Below are 19,278 nucleotides of genomic sequence, written 5' to 3'. Positions count from 1 at the left end.
GCAGACACAGAAATGACACTCAAAATCATATCGGCCGAAGACATAGTCTTTCAGGGTGAAGTAAAAGTCGTGCATCTTCCCGGTGCAATGGGTGCTTTCACCGTTCTCCCCGGCCACGCAGCCCTGATCTCAACCCTTACTCCCGGCGACATCCGCTACACTGCCGCCGACGGTGAGGAACACAAGGTTGGCGTTGAAGGCGGAATCGTCGATGTCGATTCAAATATTGTGTCGGTCTGCATTTACTAACTCTATGGTGACGATGAAAAGAAACATATTCACGACTCTTATCTTGGCTGTCATAGCCCTTCTGCTCCCCGTCGTGGCGTCTGCCGAAACTGATCATGCGGCTGATGCTAAGGAGGACGGCAGCGGCAAGGTGGATGCTCAAGGTATTATCTTCGAGCACCTCGGTGACCGTTATGGTTGGGAGATGCCCTTCAATCACCATAAGTCAATTCCGCTCCCCATCATCGTATGGGGATCTGACGGTCTGCATGTATTCTCCTCATCGCGCGTCGAGCATGGAGCTGTCTATCGTGACGGCAATGCCGAGTTCAAGGTTGCAGGCAAGGAGAGCCCCTATAAGGGTAAGGTCGTAGAGATCATTGATGGTAATGAAGTGAAGCCTGTCGTCGATATCTCCATCACTAAGAATGTCTGCGGACTCTTCATCTCCGTCCTCGTCGTCATCTGGTGTATCCTGTCTGTGGCCAAGTGGCATCGCACTCAGGGCATGAAAGGCCCGCGTAAGATGACCGGTGCTATTGAATTTCTGATTCTCTTTATCTATGACGGAGTCATCAAACCTACCCTCAAGGATAAAGCCAACAAATTTGCACCATATCTGCTGACTGTGTTCTTCTTCATCCTTGTGATGAACCTTCTCGGACTCATCGTCGTGTTCCCCGGAGGTGCGAACCTCACCGGCAACATCGCGGTGACTCTCGTACTTGCGATACTCACTTTCCTTATCACCAATATATTCGCCACGAAGCATTATTGGAAGGAAATCTTTAATCCGGATGTGCCTTGGTGGCTCAAATGGCCCATCCCCATCATGCCTCTCATCGAGGTCTTCGGTATTTTCACCAAACCGGCTGCGCTTACGGTCCGTCTGTTTGCGAATATGATGGGTGGTCACATGATCGTCATAGTTCTGACCCTCCTTATCTTTATTTTTGCAATCATGGGCCCTGCTGTTACAGGGGCGACAGCCGTGGTCAGCATTATTTTCTCGGTGTTCATGCTTCTGATCGACGTCCTCGTGAGCTTCATTCAGGCATACGTGTTCACCATGCTCTCCACCCTCTTCATTGCCCTCGGGCAGGAGGACGGTCATGGCGAGCATAAGAAAGATGACAGCCATTCGGCCTCAGAAACTCCCGCCGTGACGGATAAGACTCCGGCAACAAATCCCGCATAACTTAAAAAACTATCAAAATAAACCATTAAATCTCCCGCAATTATGTTAGCAATGATTTTAGCAGCTATCGAAGGAACACTCGGCATCGGCGTATGTATCGGTGCAGCAATCGCAGCAATTGGTGCCGGTATCGGTATCGGTAAGATCGGTGGCTCAGCCATGGAAGCAATTGCCCGTCAGCCCGAATCAACCGGCGATATCCGCAGTAACATGATCGTAATCGCCGCCCTTATCGAAGGTGTGGCTCTCTTTGCTGTCATCGTTTGTATCCTCGCAATGTTTGTGGGCTAATCCAACCTTCAACTATTTGAAAGTATGGAACTTTTCACGCCTGATTTCGGTCTGGTATTCTGGATGTTCGTGTCATTCGCCATCCTCTTCTTCGTTCTCTGGAAGTGGGGCTGGCCGGTGATCATGAAAGGGGTGTCTGACCGAGCCGACCTCATCGACAAAGGTGTGGAGTATGCTCAAAATGCCAAACAACAGCTTGACCATGCCCGCGAAGAGGCGGATAAATACATAGCCGACGCACGTCGCCAGCAGGCCGACATGCTGCGTGAGGCCGACAAGATGAAGACTCAGATCATCGAGGAAGCCCGCTCTGCAGCACAGTCAGAGGCAAAGAAGGTGATGGACGCAGCTAAAGTGTCTATCGAACAGGAACGCAAACAAGCCGAGCAGCAGTTCCGCAACGAAGTCTCATCATTCGCTCTCGATATCGCACAGAAAGTCGTGCGCAATCAGATGAAGGACGAGAAAGCTCAGGAACAGCTCGTCAGCTCCCTGCTCGACGAGATGGAAAAACAGAACTGATGTCGCGGGGAACACCGGTGTCGGACACATTGTGTAACGACACCGGTACTCCCGACTCCGGATTACAGGTCTCCGACTCCCGGCCCCTGACTATAATTAACTCTATCAAAGATTTACTCATCCTCTAAGGCTCTCATCTCCACGCAATGAACCAAGGTCTCATCCCCAGCCGCTACGCGAAGGCCCTTTTCGAGTTCGCCTCTGAAAAGGGTGCTGATGCCCGCATTTATGAGCTTATGCACGGGCTTGAAAGCTCCTTTGTCACCGAGCCCTCGCTCCAGCAGGCCGTGGCCAATCCTTTTATCCCCGCGCCCGACAAGGTGAAACTTCTCACCACTGCCGCCGGCGCATCGGATAAGGATGAAGTCTATGCTCGTTTCCTCCAGCTTCTGGCCGAGAACAATCGCCTCGACGCTGCGCGCGACATAGCTCTTGCCTACATGAAAATATATCGTAGCGAGCACCACATCTACCTTGTGACCGTCACATCGGCCGCTCCAATGGGTGCAGCTGAGGAGGATCGTCTGAAATCGCTCATCGAGCGTCATCTCAACGGCGGCACGATGGAATATCACCATCGCGTCGATCCCGATCTCATCGGTGGCTTCACAGTGACGATTGACAACGAGAAGCTTGACGCTTCTGTCGCTGATGAACTCAAACAATTGCGTATTAAACTTTTAAGCAACTAACCATTTTCACCCAGATATAACAATGATTAATCCAAGCGAGATTTCTCAGGTATTAAAACAGCAGCTGGAGAATATCAACTCCAAGGTCTCATTTGAGGAAACCGGAGTTGTCCTCGAAGTCGGCGACGGTGTGGCCCGTGTCTATGGCCTCGACAATGTCTGCGCCAACGAGCTTGTTGAATTTGAAAACGGAGTGAAAGGTGTGGCCCTCAACCTTGAGGAGAGTAATGTGGGTGTCATCCTGCTCAATAATGTAAATACCGTGACTGAAAACATGACCGTTAAGCGCACTGGCGAGATCGCCTCGATCAAAGTGGGCGACGGTGTTTTCGGACGCGTCATAAACGTACTCGGCGAACCCATCGACGGTCGCGGTCCCATTCAGGGCGAACTCCTCCACATGCCTCTTGAGCGTAAGGCTCCGGGCGTGATCTTCCGTCAGCCGGTCAAGCAGCCTCTGCAGACCGGTCTCAAGGCAGTCGATTCAATGGTGCCCATAGGTCGTGGTCAGCGTGAGCTCATCATCGGTGACCGTCAGATCGGCAAGACTGCCATCGCCATCGATACCATCATCAATCAGCGGGCCAATTTTGAAGCCGGCAAGCCCGTTTATTGCATCTATGTGGCCATCGGCCAGAAGGCTTCATCAGTGGCAGCCATCGTGGAGACCCTCCGTCAGCACGGTGCGCTTGACTATACAGTCGTCGTAGCGGCTACTGCAGCCGACTCAGCTTCGATGCGTTACTACGCACCCTTTGCAGGAGTAGCGATCGGCGAATTCATCCGTGACACCGGCCGCGACGCCCTCATCGTCTATGATGATCTCTCGAAGCAGGCTGTCGCTTATCGCGAGATCTCGCTCGTGCTCAAGCGTCCTTCCGGCCGTGAGGCATACCCCGGCGATATTTTCTATCTCCACAGCCGTCTGCTCGAACGTGCGGCAAAGATTATCGACAACCAGCAGGTGGCCGAGAACATGAACGACCTTCCCGCCTCGCTCAAAGGCAAGGTGAAAGGCGGCGGTTCGCTCACCGCGCTCCCAATCATCGAGACTCAGGCAGGTGACGTGTCGGCCTACATCCCCACAAACGTAATCTCAATCACCGACGGTCAGATCTTCCTTGAGACCGCACTCTTCAACCGCGGTATCCGTCCTGCCATCAACGTAGGTATCTCCGTATCCCGTGTGGGTGGTAATGCACAGATCAAGTCGATGAAGAAAGTGGCCGGTACACTCAAGATTGATCAGGCACAGTTCCGCGAGCTTGAATCATTCACCAAGTTCGGTGGCGATATCGACCCCGTGACCGCACGCACAATTGATAAAGGCCGTAAGAACGAACGCCTTCTCATCCAGCCGCAGTACTCACCGATGAAGGTCGAGGACGAGGTTGCCGTGATCTTCTGCGGTACCAAGGGTCTGCTTGAGAATGTGCCCCTCGATAAGGTGGCTGAGTTTGAAAAGAACTTCCTCCAGCTCGTCAACACCAAGTATCCTGAAGTCATGGATTCCATCCGTGCCGGAAAGCTTGATGACGACGTCGCTGCCAAACTCTCAGAGGCCGCCACACAGATCTCAGGATCATATAAATAAGAAATCATGGAGAGCTGGACGCACTTCCGCAGCGGAAGTGCGTCGCAACTCCGAACAGAATAAACGAATCAAATCACTGACAGTCATTTACCTCAATCATGGCTACACTTCGTGAACTTAAAGGACGAATCGGCTCAGTAGCTTCCAGTGAGAAAATCACCGGAGCTATGAAGATGATCTCCTCGGCCAAAATGCACCGCGCCGAGTCGGATCTGCGTCGCCTTCTTCCATTCCGTCAGCAGATCGAGAATATCATCGGCAATCTTCTTTCGGCTGATGCCGAGTTCTCTTCCCCCCTCACAGAGGAACGCGAAGTGAAGTCGATAGCCGTCGTGGTCTTTGGTTCGGATGACGGCCTTTGCGGTGCTTACAATATCAATATCTTCAAGGAGCTCCTTGCCACCGTCCGTTCCTATCGGGAGCGTTTCGGCGAGAATGTGAAGATAGCCGTTATCCCCGTAGGATCAAAAATGGCCAAGGCCACTTCGCGCATGGCTCTCCCCGGAGTGAGTGTTGAGCAGCAGGCCGATGTGGATTCCAAATCCTCCGGTGATGCTGTCAAAGCTTTCACCCGCCGTCTGGAAGACCGCTTCCTCGCGGCTGACTTTGACCGTATCGACCTCCTCTACATGAATTTCCAGTCAGTGAGCCGGCAGCGTCCCAAATGTGACCAGCTCCTGCCCGTCAGCTCCGATGCTTTCAAGAACGAAGATGTCAAGGCCATCTGCCGTCCGTATATCTTCGAGCCTGACGCGGCCACGATCTTCGTTTCAGTTCTCCCGATGTTCCTCCTCGCCGTGGTGCAGGAAGTTTTCACCGAGAACCGTGCTTCAGAGCAGGCCGCCCGAATAATGGCCATGCAGAGTGCGAACGACAATGCCAAAAAACTCCTTGAGCAACTCCAGCTGGAGTTCAACAAACTGCGACAGCAGAGTATCACGACCGAACTTCTCGACATCGTCGGCGGTCAGATCAAAAACGATTGATACCGTCCACGCAAAGTCAAATCTACGAATTTATATAGCACAACAGATAATAAACCGACATGGGAAGTGTAAAAGAGTATTTCTCAAATCTTGGCTCCGGCATTGCAAGCCTTCTTAAAGGTATGCAAGTGACCGGTAAGGAATTTGTCACCCCCAAAATCACTGAAGAGTATCCTGACAACCGCGACAATCTCCCCGTTGCCGACCGCTTCAGGGCTGTCCTGACTCTCAAGTATGACGATCAGGGCAACCACAAGTGTATCGCCTGCGGAACTTGTGAGCGCGTATGTCCCAACTCTACTATCAACCTTGACATAAAGACTGTCGAGACTTGGGACGGCAAGAAAAAAAAGAAACTTGACAAGTACATGTATGACCTCGGAAGCTGTACGTTCTGTCAGCTTTGTGTCACGAACTGTCCGACGGACGCACTCGAATTCAGCAACGATTTCGAGCAGGCAGTCTTCACGCGCAGCAAACTCGTCAAGAAACTCAACTATCTTCCTGAAAAGGAGGAGCCGCAACCCACTCCTGAGGAAATTGCCCGCATGAAGGCCGAGAAGGAGGCCAAGATCGCAGCCGCCAAGGCAGCTGCCGAGGCTAAGAAGGCCGCTGCAGCCGGAGCCGCTTCGAAAGCTGCAGAAGCCGCTCCCGCCCCTAAGGCCGCTGAACCGAATGATGCCGCTGCCAAGGCTCTCGCAGCCGCAGCCGGCGATCCGGTGAAGGAAGCCAAGATCCGTGCAGCACTCGAAAAAGCTGCTGCCCTCAAGGCTCAGCGTGAGGCCGGTAAGACTCCCGACGCCAACTAACTCTAAATTAATTACTATCACAGTATATGGAATCAGTAGGAAGTACAATTTGTTACTGGATAATCGCGCTTGCGATTGTCATCTTCTCGGTACTGACTGTCACCACGCGCAAGATCCTGCGTGCGGCCACATATCTGCTATTCGTGCTCTTTGCCACTGCCGCCCTTTATTTCAAGCTTGACTATGAGTTTCTCGGCGCTGTGCAGATTGCTGTCTATGCCGGCGGTATTGTGGTCCTCTTCGTGTTTGCGATCCTGCTCACGACTCACCCCGGTGACAACAGTCAGCAGTTAACCTCAAGGAAAGAAATCCTCGGCATCATCGGTGCGGTGGCTACTGCCGGAGCATGCGGTTGGGCTCTCTGCTCACGTTGCGCCGACCTCTTCACATCGCTCCCCGCAATGGCCAATCCGACCATGCAGCGCATCGGTCAGGCAATGCTGGGTACGGGCTATGAGCAGTATCTCCTTCCCTTCGAGGCTGTCAGTGTGTTGTTACTCGCATGTATAATCGGTGGCGTAGTAATCGCCCGTAAACGCTAATCACAACTATCATCATGGATATTACATTGATCTGGTATCTCGTCCCGGCCCTCGTGATGTTCTGCTGTGGCGTCTATGGCTTCCTGACACGCCGCAACATGATCGCCATGCTTATCTCCCTTGAGCTTATGCTCAACGGGGTCGATATCAACTTCGTGGTTTTCAACCGCTATCTTTTCCCCACATCGATGGAAGGATGGATGTTCACTCTCTTCGGCATCGCTATTGCCGCCGCCGAGACCGCGCTCGCCATCGCTATCATCGTCAACCTCTTCAGGGTCAGCAAAAATATTGACGTTCGTGACGCAACAAAAATGAAAAATTAATCACGCCCTATGGATATTACAATACCTATTCTTATATTGGCCATCCCCCTCTTCATGTTCCTCCTTCTGGGACTGGCGGGAGTTAAGATGAGCCACAAACTCGCCGGCATCCTTGGTTCGCTCGGCATGGGAACCGTGTTGATCTTGTCCTATTACACGGCGTTCACCTATTATTTCTCAGGAAATCCTGAATTTATCGACGGCACGAACCGTCTGCAGTACGTGGTGTTCAACCAGACTTGGCTGCAGTTCACTCCCAATCTTGCCATCAAGCTCGGTTTCCTTCTCGACCCGATTTCAGCCCTGATGCTCATCGTCATCCCGACGATCTCGTTCATGGTCCACATCTACTCGCTCGGCTATATGGAAGGTGAGAAAGGCTTCCAGCGTTACTACGCTTTCCTTTCGCTCTTCAGCTTCTCGATGCTCGGCCTCGTTGTCGCTACCAACATTTTCCAGATGTACATCTTCTGGGAGCTTGTGGGTGCATCATCGTTCCTCCTCATCGGTTTCTTCTACACCCTTCCCTCAGCCATCTCGGCTTGTAAGAAAGCATTCATCGTAACGCGCTTCGCCGACCTCGGCTTCCTCATCGGTATCCTCGTGCTGTCGTTCTACACCCAGCAGCTCGACTTCCTCCCGATGACTCAGAATCCGCAGGGCGTACTCGCAAGCTTCGGCGGTGCCTCCTTCCTCGGTGCTTCTGCCCTTACTTGGGCTCTCGTGCTCATCTTCACCGGTGGTATGGGTAAGTCAGCCATGCTCCCTCTCCACATCTGGCTTCCCGACGCAATGGAAGGCCCGACCCCCGTATCGGCTCTCATCCACGCCGCTACGATGGTTGTCGCAGGTGTCTATCTCGTTGCACGCCTCTTCCCCCTCTACATGCTTGAGGACTCGGCCCTGATGTTTGTCACCGTTGTCGGTGCGGCCACTGCCTTCTATGCCGCTATGGTTGCCTGCACGCAGATCGACATCAAGCGTATCCTCGCTTTCTCAACTATCTCGCAGATCGCGTTCATGATGGTATCGCTCGGTGTTGCTTCACGTGACAATGTCGCTATCCACGAAGGTCTCGGTTACATGGCATCCATGTTCCACCTCTTCACTCACGCGATGTTCAAGGCCCTCCTGTTCCTCGGTGCAGGTTCGCTCATCCACGCAGTTCACTCGAACAACTACACCGCTATGGGTGGTCTCCGCAAATACATGCCCATCACTCATATCACCTTCCTCATCGGCTGTCTCGCCATCGCCGGTATCCCTCCCTTCGCCGGTTTCTGGTCCAAGGACGAGATCCTCGTGGCATGTTTCGCCAACCATACCTTCTGGGGTGTCTGGATGACGATTATCGCCGGTATGACCGCCTTCTACATGTTCCGTATGTACTACCTCGTGTTCTGGTGGAACAATCCTGACTATGCCAAGGAGCACCACGGTCATCTTCCCCACGATCCGGGCGCAGCCATGACATTCCCTCTGATTTTCCTTGCGATCGTCTCGACTGTCTGCGGTCTCATTCCTTTCGGAGAGTTCGTGACATTTGACGGACATGAGTATCACATCCATCTGAACTATGGCGTTGCCGGCCTCTCTGTCGCAGTGGCTTGCTGCGGTATCTTCTTTGCAAGATGGCTCTATATCAAGGAGAATGATCGTCCCCGCCGCATGGCCGATTCGTGCCGCTGGCTCTGGACTGCTGCTCTCCACCGCTTCTACTGGGATGAGATCTATCTCTTTGTCACCCGCCGCATCATCTTCGACGGTATCTGTAAGCCCATCGCATGGTTCGACCGTCACATTATCGACGGAACTATGAATGGTCTCGCCATCGTGACCAACAAGGCTTCCGTAGCCATCAAGGGATTCCAGAGCGGCAAGGTGCAGATGTATATCTGGTGGTATCTCATGGGTGCCGTCGTTCTCGGCCTCATAGTCGCAGTGTGTGTCCTCTGAATCTAATAACGTGCTGAAATTTATAGTAACGATATGTTTTCCAATATATTAATTTACTTCGTGGTGATCCCCTTGGTCATGATGCTGGGGCTCGCCCTCTGCCGGAACATCAAGCAGATCCGTGCAGTGGCCGTCACGGGTTCAGTCGCTCTGACAGCCCTCTCCGTATGGCTTCTTGTTGACTATCTCGCGCTTCGTGCCGCCGGAGCTGACGCCCCAATGCTTTGGGTTGACTCTTGGCAGTGGTTCGCTCCCCTCAACATCAATCTTGCCGTCGGAGTCGATGGTATCTCGATCGCCATGCTCATTCTTACCGGTATCATTCTCATCACCGGTAGCTTCGCATCGTGGGAGATTCCCCAGCCCAAGGAATTTTTCCTCTGGCTCATCCTTCTTTCCACCGGTGTGTATGGTTTCTTTATTTCGATCGACCTTTTCACCATGTTCATGTTCTATGAGGTCGCACTTATCCCGATGTACCTTCTCATCGGCGTTTGGGGTAGCGGCAACAAGAACTATTCGGCCATGAAGCTCACCCTTATGCTCATGGGTGGTTCAGCCTTCCTCATGCTCGGTCTCATCGGTATTTACTACCATTCGGCTCCCGAAGGTCAGCCCCTCACTTGGAACATCCTTCAGATCGCCGAATATGACGCCATCAGCCACGGCTGGCAGAAATTCCTCTTCCCGATGACTTTCGTCGGCTTCGGTGTCCTCGGTGCTATGTTCCCCTTCCACACATGGTCACCCGACGGTCACGCATCAGCCCCTACGGCTGTCTCGATGCTCCACGCAGGTGTGCTCATGAAACTCGGAGGCTATGGCTGCTTCCGTGTGGCTATCTACCTCATGCCCCACGCCGCTCACGAACTTGCATGGATCTTCCTTATCCTTACAGGTATCTCGGTTGTCTATGGTGCGTTCAGCGCATGTGTGCAGAATGACCTCAAGTACATCAACGCATACTCATCGGTGTCACACTGCGGTCTGGTGCTCTTCGCAATCCTCATGCTCAACACCACAGCAATGACCGGTGCGATCATGCAGATGCTTTCTCACGGTCTCATGACAGCCCTCTTCTTTGCTCTCATCGGTATGATCTACGGTCGTACACACACACGCGACATCCGCGAGATGGGTGGTATGATGCAGATCCTCCCTTACCTCTCCGTATGCTACGTCATCGCAGGCATGGCCTCGCTCGGTCTCCCCGGTCTCTCCGGCTTTGTGGCCGAAATGACCATCTTCGTCGGATCGTTCGAGCATACTGACCTCTTCCACCGCATCTTCGTCATCGTGGCCTGCAGCTCCATCGTCACCACTGCGGTCTATATCCTCCGCGTCGTCGGTAAGCTCCTCTACGGTCCGGTCTATGACGAGCATCATCTCACACTCACCGATGCCAAGTGGTGGGAACGCCTCTCGACCGCTACACTCATCATCTGTGTGGCTTGCATCGGTTGCTTCCCCAACTTCTTTGCCGATCTTATCAAGTTCACTTTCAGTCCCGCAATCTTCACTGTAATCGGTCTGAACTAATCACGGATTAATAGCAATGGATTACTCACAGTTTTTAGCACTCAAGCAGGAAATAGGATTGTTAATCGTATTCCTATTAGTCTTTCTCTACGATACCTTCTGCTCCCCGAAGGCCGGTAAGAATGTCCCCGGCATCGCAATTATCTTCTTCGGTCTCCTGACACTCGCCGGTTTCGGGCAGGCATGTGCCCCCGCTACATCCGCATTCGCAGGCATGTATGTCACGACACCTACGATCGTTGCGATCAAGAACATCCTCAATGTCGGTGTGTTCATCGTCCTCATCCAGTCCATCAAATGGGCCAATTCGGAATTCATCTCCGTTCGTCGCGGTGAATTTTACGAACTGATCCTGCTGACGCTCCTCGGCATGTATCTGATGATCTCAAGCCGCCACTTCCTGATGTTCATCATCGGACTTGAGACTGCATCGCTCCCCCTCTGCGCCCTCGTTGCCTTTGACAAGAAGCGTTATGAGAGCCACGAAGCGGCCATCAAGTATGTACTTACCGCCGTATTCTCTTCTGCCATCCTTCTGATGGGTCTCTCGTTTGTCTATGGTCTTTCCGGCACTCTCTATTACAGTGGCATCGCCGCTGCCCTCTGCGGCAACATGGGTGTGATGCTCGCCGTGGCCCTCGCATTCGTTATGGCTGGTTTCGGATTCAAGATCTCGCTTGTTCCCTTCCATCTCTGGACTGCCGACGTGTATCAGGGCGCACCTACATCAGTCACCTCTTACCTGTCAGTCATCTCCAAGGGTTCAGCCGCTTTCGCTTTCCTCGTGGTTCTCACTCAGGTGTTCGGTTCAGTCTATGAGGCTGCATGGGAATGGATGCTCTACGCACTCATCATCCTCACCATCACCATCGGTAACCTCTTTGCGATGCGTCAGACCAACATGAAACGCTTCCTCGCATTCTCGTCAATCTCACAGGCCGGCTACATCATGCTTGCCATCGTCGGTGACAATGCCATGGGTGTTTCAGCCCTCATGTTCTACACGCTTGTCTATATCTTCTCCAACCTCGCCGCCTTCGGTGTCATCGGAGCTATCGAGAATGCGACCGGCAAGCTTGACATGACTGACTACAACGGTCTCTACAAGACAAATCCCCGTCTCGCCTTCACGATGATGCTTGCCATGTTCTCACTCGCAGGTATTCCCCCCTTCGCAGGATTCTTCAGCAAGTTCTTCGTGTTCACCTCGGCTCTCAACGGCACCAACTCGGCTGCGCTCTATGTCCTCGTGCTCATCGCCCTCATCAACACCATCATCTCCCTCTACTATTATCTCCTTGTTGTGAAGGCAATGTTCATCAATGACAGCGAAAATCCCATCGCCACATTCCGTTCAGCTTGCAGCGAACGTCTCGGCATGTGGATCTGCGTCGCCGGCATCATCGGCCTCGGTATCGTAAGCTACGTCTATAATTATCTTCTTACGGTCGTAGCCTGATCAGCCGCATTGATCCGTATTTTGAAAAACATTTCAATACCTTTCAACAATCTCCGGCTGCGAGGCGTTTTGCTTGCAGCCGGAGATTGTCATAAAATCCCCTTGCGTTTCCACACCCATACTTATCATTAAATAATCTTTTCCGCCTATGTTTCCTTCAGCAGCAGGCCCTATCGGCGTTTTTGACTCAGGCTACGGTGGCCTGACCATCCTCAAAGAAATCCGCGCAGCTCTCCCCGAATATGACTATATCTATCTCGGAGACAATGCACGTGCCCCTTACGGTACACGTTCGTTTGATGTGGTCTATGAATTTACACGCGAGGCGGTCAAGACGCTTTTCGAGCGTGGCTGTCATCTCGTCATCCTTGCCTGCAACACAGCGTCCGCCAAGGCCCTGCGCTCCATACAGCAGAAGGATCTTCCCGGATGGGACAGCTCCCGCCGCGTCCTCGGCATCATCATCCCTACCGTCGAGGCTCTCGGCTCGATTACCAAGAACGGAAACATCGGTGTGCTCGGAACACCCGGCACTGTCAGCTCCGGCACCTACGACATCGAGATCGCAAAATTCTTCCCGCAGTTCCGCACTGTCTCTGTCGAATGCCCCATGTGGGTGCCCCTCGTCGAGAACCGCGAGTATGACTCGCCCGGAGCAGACTATTTTGTGGAGAAATATGTCGAGGAACTTTTCGCACAGGAGCCCGACACTGACACTATAATCCTCGGATGTACACACTATCCGTTGCTGATCGATAAGATCCGCCGTCAGGTGGCCGGTCGCGCCACCATCATCACTCAGGGCGAACTCGTGGCCGCAAGCCTGCGCGAATACCTTGCGCGCCATCCCGAAATGGATGCCGTATGCACCCGTGGCGGCAACTGTACCTATCTCACCACCGAGAATCCCGACAAATTCACTGCACTTGCAGGGACATTCATGCACACGCCTGTACGCGCCGAGCATGTGACACTCTGACACGTATCTGTCGTTGAAACTAAACAGGGGAGACAATCCCAGAATTAAATCGGTTGTAGGGCCTGCGCTCGCGTTGGCCGTGATTCGAGTATTTATGGCAATAAGCATGGAATTCGGCCAGCGCGAGCGCAGGCCCTACAACCGGATATTTAATCGTCTTGGAATCACTTGATAACCCTCCACTCCCCTCTGCCATATCAGACTGAAGAAACATCCAAATAAACCAATCTCATGTCCGTTATCCGCCGCCCTTTACTCCGAGTGCTTGTGGGGCTATTCTGCCTGTCCGTCATGGCCTCGTGCAGCGAAAATAGCAGTGTCACCGACACCGGGACAGCCAGACTGTCGGTAAACGTCAGTATTGATAACACATTCACGTACCCCGACGGAACGATCGTTGGCGCAACAGACTTCAGCGCGCCTGCTCCTGCGGATGTGAGTATGGCCATACGTTCACTTGCAGGTGACTATTCACACGTGTGGACCTCATTCGGTGATTTTCCTCAGGACGGCATCTATTATGTCGGAACATATTATATCGAAGCTTTCCACGGATATGCCAGCGAGGGCTTCGACAGCCCCTATTATCTTGCCGAGGACAAGGTCGATCTTCTGCCCGGCGACGTAACTACCGCCGAGCTGACCCTCCGGCCTGTGAGTACCGCCAACATGGTGCATTTCACTCCCACTGTCCTCGATTATTTTTCATCTGTCCGGGCCTATCTCCATGCTGTCGGAGGCGGTTACTTCGACTATCTGCCGTCGGACGACGGAGTGCTCTATCTCCTTCCCGGCACGACATCACTCTATCTCGAACTCACACTCCCCGACGGCACTCTTGCCGGCTACAAGGCTGCGGAGCTGACCGATGCGAAGAGCGGAGTGCTTTATGACTATACGATCGACCTCGCCGTCAGTCCCGACGGCATCCCTGAAGTGAGCTGCACGGTCAGCGGTCAGACATCACGCCGTCTTCTCGATGACGCTTTCCTTGCCTCGCCGCCACCGGTCATCACCCCTCTGGGTTGGAATCCCGGTGAGACATACGTGCTTCCCGAAGGTGAGAGTCCGTCCGAGCCGGTCAAGGTATCCGTCAGAGGTGCGTCACCGATAGCAAGAATAGTCATGACCGTCAACTCCCAGAGCCTTAACTCCATCGGTGTGCCCGAACAGTGCGACCTCCTGAATCTTGAGCCTGCTCAAAAATCACTCTTGGAATCGCTGGAACTGAAAATCGGAGGCTCGTCAGATGCGATAGAGATCGATTTCACCGACTTCCTCGGCCATCTCGTATTCCTCAACGACGCTCAGGCCCTCACCACTATCGGTCTCTTGGCCCGTGACAATGACGACAGGGTCGGAATACCTGTCATGGCAACGATCCGCACCGTCCCTATGGACATAACTGTCACCTCTGTCCCCTCCGTGATGGTCGGAGCGAAGGAAGCCGACATCACCGTCACCACCCTCGCCAATGATTTTGGCTCGAATGTTGCAATCGAACTCCTTGACGATGCCGGTCACTGGCATCCGACGTCCATCATAAGTGTCGAGCCGACCGGCGATGATGTCAATGCCGGCACTTACAACGTCCGCTTCGTCATTCCGGAGGGAAACTCCGGGATCACCGCGCGCATACTTTACTGTAATGAGGTGCGTGGTGACTTCGTAATGAGCCGTTACATGCCCGACTTCACCCTTGAGGTGGATGCCTTCGCCACCTACGGGTGCATACGCGTCAACGCCGCCGATGAGGAACTCCGTGCAATGGTGGTCCGCGGTCTCCGTCCCTACCTTAACGGTGCGCCGGCCTCCGTGCTTGCCCGCTATCCCGATCGCGGAATAGTGGTGATAACCAACCTTACGCCATCAACCTCCTACACACTCACATCAACCATGATGGGTAAACCGGGCAGTGACGATTTCACTCCTTCACAGCGTTTCTCCACCGAATCCACCCCCTCGCTCCCGAATGCCGAGTTCGAGGATCGTAAGAACGGCATTGAGTATGACAATCTCCCCTGTGGCGGACGCTACTCGCAGACAACCGTGGCGATATTCAACTGGCAGAACCACCGTTCGTATGACCAGCGTGTCCCCAAGGAGTGGGCCAATACCAATGCCAAGACCTTCTGCCGCCACAGTTCCAACCATAACACTTGGTACATGCAGCCCTCCGTCTTCACCGTCAACGCCGAGACCGATGAAACAAGCTTCGCCGTCTGTCTGCAAAGCGTGGCTTTCGACCTCAACGGCCCTATCATCCCGGACTACACCCAGACCGGACAGCCGTATCTGAAATATTCGCCCATTGTGCCTGAGATCGCGTCGCGCGCGGCCGGTAAGCTATTCCTCGGATCATATTCCTTTGACCCGGCCACCATGCAGGAGACCTACAGGGACGTGGTGGATTGGAACTCACGCCCGACGTCGCTCAACGGTTACTACAAATACAACCCCTCGTCGTCCGACCCGTCCGACACCGGTCTGGCCATAATCGAAGTCTATGGCGAGATCGACGGCCGGAGAGTCGTCATAGGCTCCGCGACGGCTCATCTCCCCGTGGCCAACGGCTACACGGCTTTCAAGGCATCTGTCACCTACGAGCATTTCGGAGTGAAGGCCAAAGGGCTGAAGGTAATGTTCTCGTCATCCTGCACCATAGGCACCATCGCCGAGGAGACTGCCGGAGTAATCACCACTCCTGATCCTGTCGAGGGTGTGTCGCTCGGTAGCATTCTCTGGCTCGATCATGTGACTCTCGCTTATTGATCCGCCTCAACTCATGGCTTGTGTCATCGCTGTGGTCATCGACATGGAAAAAAAGGACGCCCCGCTGCCGAACTATATGACATCACGCAACGTTAGACTATTAATACACACCCTTTTATAATTAACGAAATGAAAAAATTATTTGCCTCTCTGCTCCTCGGCATTCTCGTGTCGGCCCTGTCACCTATCCACGCTTCAAACTGGGATGTCAACGATATTCTCGGCAATCTCAAGTCCGGTGCGGCTCAAAAGACCGATTCCACCTCAAGTCAGAAAGGCGGACTCGGTGACCTGATCTCCGGAGTGGCCAACAAACTCGGAGTGGGCACGTCGTCACTCTCAGTCGATAAGCTCGTCGGAACGTGGAAATACACCGGTCCGGCCGTCTCGTTCCAGAGCGACAACCTTCTCCTCAAGGCAGGCGGTGCGGCCGCCGCTTCGCAGGTCGAGGCAAAGCTCGAACCCTATTACCGCACAGCCGGTTTCACCTCGCTCGTGCTCACCATCGAGAATGACTCGACTTTCAACTTCAAGGCGCGTCTCGTCAACCTCAGCGGCACCATCAGCAAGGACGACGCTTCCGGCCACTTCATCTTCCATTTCAAGGCCCTGAAATCGATCAACGTCGGTTCGATGGAAGCCTATATTGTGATGAACGGCAACAAGATGGAGCTCACATTCGATGTCAGCAAGCTTCTCACACTGGTTGAGAAAGCTGGAAAGATCACCGGCAAGAGCAGCATATCCACCATTTCGTCGCTCCTCAATCAGTACGACGGCATGACGGCCGGTTTCGAGCTCCAGCGGCAGTGATCCCCTCTTATTCCTCCGGGCCGCGAGCATGACACACGTCTGTTGACCTGATTATGGTTTCCGTCATTATTCCCGCATATAATGCCGCCGATTATCTGCGCGAGTGCATTGACAGTGCGCTCGCGCAGACCTGTCGTGACATTGAGGTGATAGTGGTCGATGACGGATCGACCGACTCCACGCCTGAAATCATAGCCGGATATGCCGCGCGCGATCCGCGGATCAGACCCTTGCGTCAGTCCAATCAGGGGCTTTCTTCGGCGCGCAATGCGGCCATAGCTGTCGCAAAAGGGGAGTGGATTTCATTTCTTGACAGTGACGATGCGATGAGTCCCGATTGCATCGCCACGATGCTCCGGGCTGCTGAAAAAACGGGGTGCCGTATGGTCCATGCCGCTTGGGTGCGCGGATCTGATCCGTCGGTGCTCCACGGCGACGGGCAGAGGACTGCCGTAGCCGCTGTGCGTGTCATGGATGCGGTTGGGTTCATTGAAGATGTGCTTTACCAGACGTCAGGACTCGTTCCCGTAGCTTGGGCGAAGCTCTACCGTCGGGAACTGTTTGACGACATACGGTTCAGACATGGGATCACCTACGAGGATCTCGATATGTTCTATGAACTGGCGTTCGCGGCCGGTCGGATTGCAGTCACCGACACCCCGGTCTATTACTACCGCGACAATCCGGCGAGCATAACGAACACATTCACGCCGTCGCGCTTCGATGTCCTTGACGTCACCCGTCGGCTCGAAGCCTATATGTCGGCCCACTGTCCCGCACTTCTTCCCGCCGCCCGCGACAGGCGTCTGAGTGCCAATTTCAATATATATGGCCTTCTTGCGACCTACGATAAGGAGGGCCGCTACGCCTCCGTGGCCAAGGAGTGCATGGATGTCGTCAGATCACACCGCCGGGGGAGTCTGCTCAACCCCCGTGTGAGGTTGAAAAATAAGCTCGCCATACTCCTTTCGATGTTAGGGGAGGGAGTGCTGCGCCGTGTCTCACCGTTGGTCTATGGGAGGAAAAGCAAATGAGAGTCATCACGCTCGACAGTCATAATTTCACCGCGGCCTGCCGCGATCTTGCCCGCGAGGTAGCCGCGTCGGGCTTCACGCCATCACTTATAATAGGTATCCGCACCGGAGGCGAGTTCGTGGCGCGCGAGTTCGTGCCCTTTTTCCCCGCCTCACGTCTCGCCATAGTCTCGCTCCACCGTCCCTCGACGGCCTCCAAATCCCCGTTCAGGCGTGTGCTTGCCTCGCTCCCACGGCCGGTGCTCGACCTCATGCGCGTGGCCGAATCGCGTTTGCTGTCGCTGCTTCCGAAGCGGAGAGTGCCGCGCGTTGAACTTCCCGGTGAGCTGACCGGCGCGCTGTTACGACGAGTGCTCGTGGTGGATGATGCAGCTGACAGTGGCGTGACGCTCCTCGCCATCGCCGAGGCTGTCAGGCGTGTGCGTCCCGATGCCGACATCCGCACGGCCGTGCTCACCGTGACGACGGCTTCGCCGGCCGTAGTGCCTGATTTCGCACTTTACCGTAACCGAACACTCCTGCGTTTCCCATGGTCGATGGACATGAAAAGACAGTGACCGGTCGGTCAGCCGACCCCCGGACTGAAATCCCCTGCATAGTTGTGGATCTCGACGGCACGCTCCTGCGGGCCAACTCGTTGCGTCTATTTATCCGCTTCATGGCCCGGAAATTCGCCCGCGAGGGTAGGGTGGTGCCGCTCGTAAGGATCTTATGGCTTCTCGCTGCGAGGAGGGCGCGACTTATCCCTCACGTCGGGATGAAGTATCCCATCCACCGCTTGGCTGCAGCGACCGTCGGCGAAGATGAGCTTGAGGAATTTGCCGGAAGTCTGCGCGGATATGTCTGCGCCCCCCTGCTCGACGAACTCTCGCGGCTGAAAGGAGAGGGGTGGCGCGTGATGCTCGCCACCGCAGCCCCGTCGCTCTACATCCCGCGGCTCGCCGGTCATCTTGGGATCGACGAGTGGGTTGCGACACCGTTGACCGACACTCCTGCCTCATATACCGAGACCCGTGGCGAGCGCAAGCTTGAGCTTGCTCTCGGTCGCGCTGCCGCGAAGGGATGGCGGATCAGGGCGGTGGCCACCGATCATGAGGATGACCTTCCGATCCTGCGGCTGGATGGCGTGAGGAGGCTTCTTGTAAACTCGACGGACAGGCTTAGTGTGATGATGGCCGGGCTGGGCCTCGCGTTCGAGAAAATTGATTGTCGATAACTGATATCAGAGTTTCAGGCGATTTTTTTCTTATTAATTGGCTATTTTTGAATTCTTTTCGGGCTTATTGTATGTTTAGGATAATACTTTTTTACTAAAAAATTGTGTATATTCTTGAAATTATTGTTAACTTTGTCGCCAACTTATTGTAAATCTAATCCATCAGATTTAACCTGTCACCTCATAACCGATAATAATACCAATCATAATTATTAATACCACTCATTATTACATCATGGAAAACAGAACGATGTTAAAGGATGTTAGATGGGGAGGGGTAAAAAGCCTCGGCAGATACCTTCTAACCCTGTTGATCGCAGTG

General features: G+C 53.8%; 19 protein-coding genes. All 19 read left to right on the top strand.

The features are described 5' to 3' along the window. The first annotated feature begins 12 nt into the window (after nucleotides 1–12). The 19 genes from atpC to K2G41_RS07535 all read left to right on the top strand — a co-directional run bounded on the left by atpC (nucleotide 13) and on the right by K2G41_RS07535 (nucleotide 18,956). Nucleotides 13–249 carry an ATP synthase F1 subunit epsilon gene (atpC, locus tag K2G41_RS07625; protein ID WP_300116969.1) on the top strand — a complete coding sequence of 79 codons (237 nt, stop codon included), beginning with the start codon at nucleotides 13–15 and terminating at the stop codon, nucleotides 247–249. A gap of 7 nt (nucleotides 250–256) precedes the next feature. Continuing rightward, nucleotides 257–1,426, top strand: coding sequence for a F0F1 ATP synthase subunit A (gene atpB / locus K2G41_RS07620; protein WP_300117145.1), 1,170 nt, complete (start codon nucleotides 257–259; stop codon nucleotides 1,424–1,426). A 39-nt stretch (nucleotides 1,427–1,465) separates the two neighbouring features. Next, the gene (gene atpE, locus K2G41_RS07615) at nucleotides 1,466–1,717 is read left to right on the top strand and encodes an ATP synthase F0 subunit C (protein WP_162496197.1); all 252 of its coding nucleotides are present in this window, start codon (nucleotides 1,466–1,468) and stop codon (nucleotides 1,715–1,717) included. Nucleotides 1,718–1,741: 24 nt separating this feature from the next. Next, nucleotides 1,742–2,239 carry a F0F1 ATP synthase subunit B gene (gene atpF, locus K2G41_RS07610; RefSeq protein ID WP_300116967.1) on the top strand — a complete coding sequence of 166 codons (498 nt, stop codon included), beginning with the start codon at nucleotides 1,742–1,744 and terminating at the stop codon, nucleotides 2,237–2,239. Between the two features lie 146 nt (nucleotides 2,240–2,385). Then, nucleotides 2,386–2,931 carry a F0F1 ATP synthase subunit delta gene (locus K2G41_RS07605; protein ID WP_300116965.1) on the top strand — a complete coding sequence of 182 codons (546 nt, stop codon included), beginning with the start codon at nucleotides 2,386–2,388 and terminating at the stop codon, nucleotides 2,929–2,931. Between the two features lie 22 nt (nucleotides 2,932–2,953). Next, on the top strand, nucleotides 2,954–4,525 hold the full coding sequence (gene atpA / locus K2G41_RS07600; RefSeq protein WP_300116963.1) for a F0F1 ATP synthase subunit alpha: 1,572 nt from the start codon (nucleotides 2,954–2,956) through the stop codon (nucleotides 4,523–4,525). A 98-nt stretch (nucleotides 4,526–4,623) separates the two neighbouring features. Then, nucleotides 4,624–5,511, top strand: coding sequence for an ATP synthase F1 subunit gamma (gene atpG, locus K2G41_RS07595; protein ID WP_300116961.1), 888 nt, complete (start codon nucleotides 4,624–4,626; stop codon nucleotides 5,509–5,511). Between the two features lie 59 nt (nucleotides 5,512–5,570). Then, complete coding sequence (locus tag K2G41_RS07590) at nucleotides 5,571–6,320, top strand: 4Fe-4S dicluster domain-containing protein (RefSeq protein WP_300116960.1); 750 nt, start codon at nucleotides 5,571–5,573, stop codon at nucleotides 6,318–6,320. A 26-nt stretch (nucleotides 6,321–6,346) separates the two neighbouring features. After that, the gene (locus K2G41_RS07585; protein ID WP_300116958.1) at nucleotides 6,347–6,862 is read left to right on the top strand and encodes an NADH-quinone oxidoreductase subunit J; all 516 of its coding nucleotides are present in this window, start codon (nucleotides 6,347–6,349) and stop codon (nucleotides 6,860–6,862) included. Nucleotides 6,863–6,876: 14 nt separating this feature from the next. Beyond that, complete coding sequence (nuoK, locus tag K2G41_RS07580; RefSeq protein ID WP_300116956.1) at nucleotides 6,877–7,188, top strand: NADH-quinone oxidoreductase subunit NuoK; 312 nt, start codon at nucleotides 6,877–6,879, stop codon at nucleotides 7,186–7,188. A gap of 9 nt (nucleotides 7,189–7,197) precedes the next feature. Beyond that, entirely contained in the window at nucleotides 7,198–9,144 is a 1,947-nt protein-coding gene (gene nuoL / locus K2G41_RS07575) for an NADH-quinone oxidoreductase subunit L (RefSeq protein WP_300116954.1), read from the top strand. Between the two features lie 33 nt (nucleotides 9,145–9,177). Further along, complete coding sequence (locus tag K2G41_RS07570) at nucleotides 9,178–10,683, top strand: NADH-quinone oxidoreductase subunit M (protein ID WP_300116951.1); 1,506 nt, start codon at nucleotides 9,178–9,180, stop codon at nucleotides 10,681–10,683. Between the two features lie 16 nt (nucleotides 10,684–10,699). Beyond that, complete coding sequence (locus K2G41_RS07565) at nucleotides 10,700–12,142, top strand: NADH-quinone oxidoreductase subunit N (protein ID WP_300116949.1); 1,443 nt, start codon at nucleotides 10,700–10,702, stop codon at nucleotides 12,140–12,142. A gap of 148 nt (nucleotides 12,143–12,290) precedes the next feature. After that, on the top strand, nucleotides 12,291–13,121 hold the full coding sequence (gene murI, locus K2G41_RS07560; protein WP_300116947.1) for a glutamate racemase: 831 nt from the start codon (nucleotides 12,291–12,293) through the stop codon (nucleotides 13,119–13,121). Between the two features lie 231 nt (nucleotides 13,122–13,352). Continuing rightward, nucleotides 13,353–15,893 carry a DUF4493 domain-containing protein gene (locus K2G41_RS07555; RefSeq protein WP_300116945.1) on the top strand — a complete coding sequence of 847 codons (2,541 nt, stop codon included), beginning with the start codon at nucleotides 13,353–13,355 and terminating at the stop codon, nucleotides 15,891–15,893. 129 nt (nucleotides 15,894–16,022) lie between these two features. Further along, nucleotides 16,023–16,706 (top strand): DUF4923 family protein, encoded by a 684-nt coding sequence (locus K2G41_RS07550; protein ID WP_300116943.1) that lies wholly within the window; start codon nucleotides 16,023–16,025, stop codon nucleotides 16,704–16,706. Between the two features lie 53 nt (nucleotides 16,707–16,759). Further along, nucleotides 16,760–17,740: a glycosyltransferase family 2 protein gene (locus tag K2G41_RS07545; RefSeq protein ID WP_300116941.1), complete on the top strand. Its 981-nt coding sequence runs from the start codon at nucleotides 16,760–16,762 to the stop codon at nucleotides 17,738–17,740. After that, nucleotides 17,737–18,297 carry a phosphoribosyltransferase family protein gene (locus tag K2G41_RS07540; RefSeq protein ID WP_300116939.1) on the top strand — a complete coding sequence of 187 codons (561 nt, stop codon included), beginning with the start codon at nucleotides 17,737–17,739 and terminating at the stop codon, nucleotides 18,295–18,297. The genes K2G41_RS07545 and K2G41_RS07540 overlap by 4 nt, the downstream gene beginning before the upstream one ends. After that, a complete protein-coding gene (locus K2G41_RS07535) occupies nucleotides 18,270–18,956 on the top strand; it encodes an HAD family hydrolase (RefSeq protein ID WP_300116937.1) in 687 nt (228 codons plus the stop codon). The genes K2G41_RS07540 and K2G41_RS07535 overlap by 28 nt, the downstream gene beginning before the upstream one ends. The last annotated feature ends 322 nt before the right edge of the window (nucleotides 18,957–19,278 follow it).

The sequence above is a fragment of the Duncaniella sp. genome (assembly GCF_029056165.1).
In the GTDB taxonomy this organism is placed as follows: Bacteria; Bacteroidota; Bacteroidia; order Bacteroidales; family Muribaculaceae; genus Duncaniella.
Note: the sequence above shows the minus strand (reverse complement) of the source record. Positions and strands in the feature narration are given on the sequence as shown.

What these genes read in the sequence shown, in the direction of transcription:
- atpC (WP_300116969.1), top strand. Translation starts at nt 13, where the DNA reads ATGACACTCAAAATCATATCGGCCGAAGACATAGTCTTTCAGGGTGAA.
- atpF (WP_300116967.1), top strand. Translation starts at nt 1,742, where the DNA reads ATGGAACTTTTCACGCCTGATTTCGGTCTGGTATTCTGGATGTTCGTG.
- K2G41_RS07605 (WP_300116965.1), top strand. Translation starts at nt 2,386, where the DNA reads ATGAACCAAGGTCTCATCCCCAGCCGCTACGCGAAGGCCCTTTTCGAG.
- atpA (WP_300116963.1), top strand. Translation starts at nt 2,954, where the DNA reads ATGATTAATCCAAGCGAGATTTCTCAGGTATTAAAACAGCAGCTGGAG.
- atpG (WP_300116961.1), top strand. Translation starts at nt 4,624, where the DNA reads ATGGCTACACTTCGTGAACTTAAAGGACGAATCGGCTCAGTAGCTTCC.
- K2G41_RS07590 (WP_300116960.1), top strand. Translation starts at nt 5,571, where the DNA reads ATGGGAAGTGTAAAAGAGTATTTCTCAAATCTTGGCTCCGGCATTGCA.
- K2G41_RS07585 (WP_300116958.1), top strand. Translation starts at nt 6,347, where the DNA reads ATGGAATCAGTAGGAAGTACAATTTGTTACTGGATAATCGCGCTTGCG.
- nuoK (WP_300116956.1), top strand. Translation starts at nt 6,877, where the DNA reads ATGGATATTACATTGATCTGGTATCTCGTCCCGGCCCTCGTGATGTTC.
- nuoL (WP_300116954.1), top strand. Translation starts at nt 7,198, where the DNA reads ATGGATATTACAATACCTATTCTTATATTGGCCATCCCCCTCTTCATG.
- K2G41_RS07570 (WP_300116951.1), top strand. Translation starts at nt 9,178, where the DNA reads ATGTTTTCCAATATATTAATTTACTTCGTGGTGATCCCCTTGGTCATG.
- K2G41_RS07565 (WP_300116949.1), top strand. Translation starts at nt 10,700, where the DNA reads ATGGATTACTCACAGTTTTTAGCACTCAAGCAGGAAATAGGATTGTTA.
- murI (WP_300116947.1), top strand. Translation starts at nt 12,291, where the DNA reads ATGTTTCCTTCAGCAGCAGGCCCTATCGGCGTTTTTGACTCAGGCTAC.
- K2G41_RS07555 (WP_300116945.1), top strand. Translation starts at nt 13,353, where the DNA reads ATGTCCGTTATCCGCCGCCCTTTACTCCGAGTGCTTGTGGGGCTATTC.
- K2G41_RS07550 (WP_300116943.1), top strand. Translation starts at nt 16,023, where the DNA reads ATGAAAAAATTATTTGCCTCTCTGCTCCTCGGCATTCTCGTGTCGGCC.
- K2G41_RS07545 (WP_300116941.1), top strand. Translation starts at nt 16,760, where the DNA reads ATGGTTTCCGTCATTATTCCCGCATATAATGCCGCCGATTATCTGCGC.
- K2G41_RS07540 (WP_300116939.1), top strand. Translation starts at nt 17,737, where the DNA reads ATGAGAGTCATCACGCTCGACAGTCATAATTTCACCGCGGCCTGCCGC.
- K2G41_RS07535 (WP_300116937.1), top strand. Translation starts at nt 18,270, where the DNA reads ATGGTCGATGGACATGAAAAGACAGTGACCGGTCGGTCAGCCGACCCC.